The organism is Wolbachia endosymbiont of Nomada ferruginata, from assembly GCF_001675785.1.
GTDB lineage: Bacteria > Pseudomonadota > Alphaproteobacteria > Rickettsiales > Anaplasmataceae > Wolbachia > Wolbachia pipientis.
In genome coordinates, this window is record NZ_LYUY01000045.1 from 1 (window position 1) to 1,717 (window position 1,717).

Annotated in this window: 3 protein-coding genes; 2 read left to right on the top strand and 1 reads right to left on the bottom strand. The window is 34.7% G+C overall.

Annotation, left to right across the window (positions count from 1 at the left end):
• A partial coding sequence (locus tag BA053_RS03490; RefSeq protein ID WP_065106760.1) for a hypothetical protein occupies nucleotides 1–558 on the bottom strand: 558 nt, incomplete at its 3' end.
• A gap of 251 nt (nucleotides 559–809) precedes the next feature.
• Here BA053_RS03490 and BA053_RS03495 point away from each other — a divergent pair.
• On the top strand, nucleotides 810–1,286 hold the full coding sequence (locus BA053_RS03495) for a sigma-70 RNA polymerase sigma factor region 4 domain-containing protein (protein WP_065106761.1): 477 nt from the start codon (nucleotides 810–812) through the stop codon (nucleotides 1,284–1,286).
• Between the two features lie 52 nt (nucleotides 1,287–1,338).
• On the top strand, nucleotides 1,339–1,717 hold a 379-nt coding region (locus tag BA053_RS08015), incomplete at its 3' end, for an AAA family ATPase (RefSeq protein ID WP_245611576.1).

Here is a 1,717-nt window from a genome sequence, read left to right on the forward strand (position 1 = left end):
TGAAGGTAATCCTTTTTTTACTTTAGAACCAACCATAACCCCAAGTTCCCTGATAACTTGATTTGCTGCGTCCGTGAAATCGAAAGTAAATTTAAGATAGAGATTATTAGTTGGTACATTTGAGGGCCTAAACCTTCCGGAGGGAGTAACAAGCTCTCCATTCTCATCACCTGTGCAGAAGAGCACTTCGTTCGCAGTACGTCTGCCAAGCTCATTGAGCAGTTTTTCAGAAGTTATCAGCTCTGGTGGTGTGCTTTCACTATATTCTACAGTAACTGCACTATTTGCCCTGATAGAGCTATTTTCCGTACGTTTTATTACACCACTACTGCTATCAACTATATAATCTATACTTGACTGATAAGTTGTTTGTCCTGTAAAAACCCTTACATCTTTAATAGTGTGGTGATCTAGAGCTATTTCACCCTCAACAAAAACTTTTTCGACCTGATGGCTACTTCCAGAGCTTGAATCACCTGTTCCCCAAGCAAGATGTATAACTTGCTCTTTTATGCTGGCTGCTATTGCTGCTCTTCCTGATTGTGTAAGAATTGACACCTGTGATGAGTTTGAAAGGCTTATATAATATATATTCAGGATTTGGAAAATTTTTGTCCAAAAAAAATGAATTTTTGCCTAATTTTTTGTTGCAGTATTATTTAAAAATCGAACTGTATTATTCTCGAAAAAAAACAATAGAATATCAATAGGTTAAAAATTGCATCTGTATTATTTATTTTTGCTCCTGTCCTACAAAGTGCACCTATAAGTTCTCATCCTTAAAGCATTAATTGTTTTAGGGAAAAGTTATGAAACTAAAAACTGCCATAGTTGTTCAAAATATACGGTATCAAGCTAAGAGATTAAAACTTTTTGAATGCTTTGCTCATGAAACTCATGAAGATCTTGAGCAAGAACTCTTCTGTGAAATTGATAGATATGATGAAAGTAAAGGTAGCTTTAACACTTTTGTAGCAAGATTAACTGAACGTCGTGCCAATAACTTATTGGAGAAACAACTATGTATTAAACGCAACATTAATAACTACGTCAATATTGAGAAAACAGAAGCTTTTGAAGATGAAGTAGCAAAACGTACTGATGTAGATTACATGATTTCAACGCTACCAAGAAAGATGCAAAAGATATGCGAACAACTCAAGTACTTTAACTTATATGAAGTTGCTAAGATGAACAACATATCAAGAACTACTTTAAATACTATGGTAAGAAAAATACGTATAAAACTCTCTTCCATCTACTACAAGAGCAAAAAGAAAAATTGAACATAAATTCTACCTTTCCTGAATATATAACATATACCATTGAGGTGAATAAATGACTTTTAAAATTTTAAACAATAATGAAAGATTGAAAACAACTACAGGCATAAAAGTAGTAATTTTTGGTCCTTACGGTATTGGTAAAACCAGCCTCTTAAAGACTATAAGTGAACCAACACTATGTCTTGACTTTGAAGCAGGTCTGCTTGCTGTTCAAGATTGGCAGGGAGATTCAATTAGTGTTCGTACTTGGAATCAAGCTCGGGATATTGCCTGCCTAATTGGTGGTCCAAACCCTGCGCTGAAATCTGACCAAGCATACAGTCAAAAACACCATGAACATGTATCTGGCAAGTATAAAGATCTTCTTTCTGAGACTTCTAAATACCGATGCATCTTTGTAGATAGTATAACCGTTGCTTCACGTTTATGTC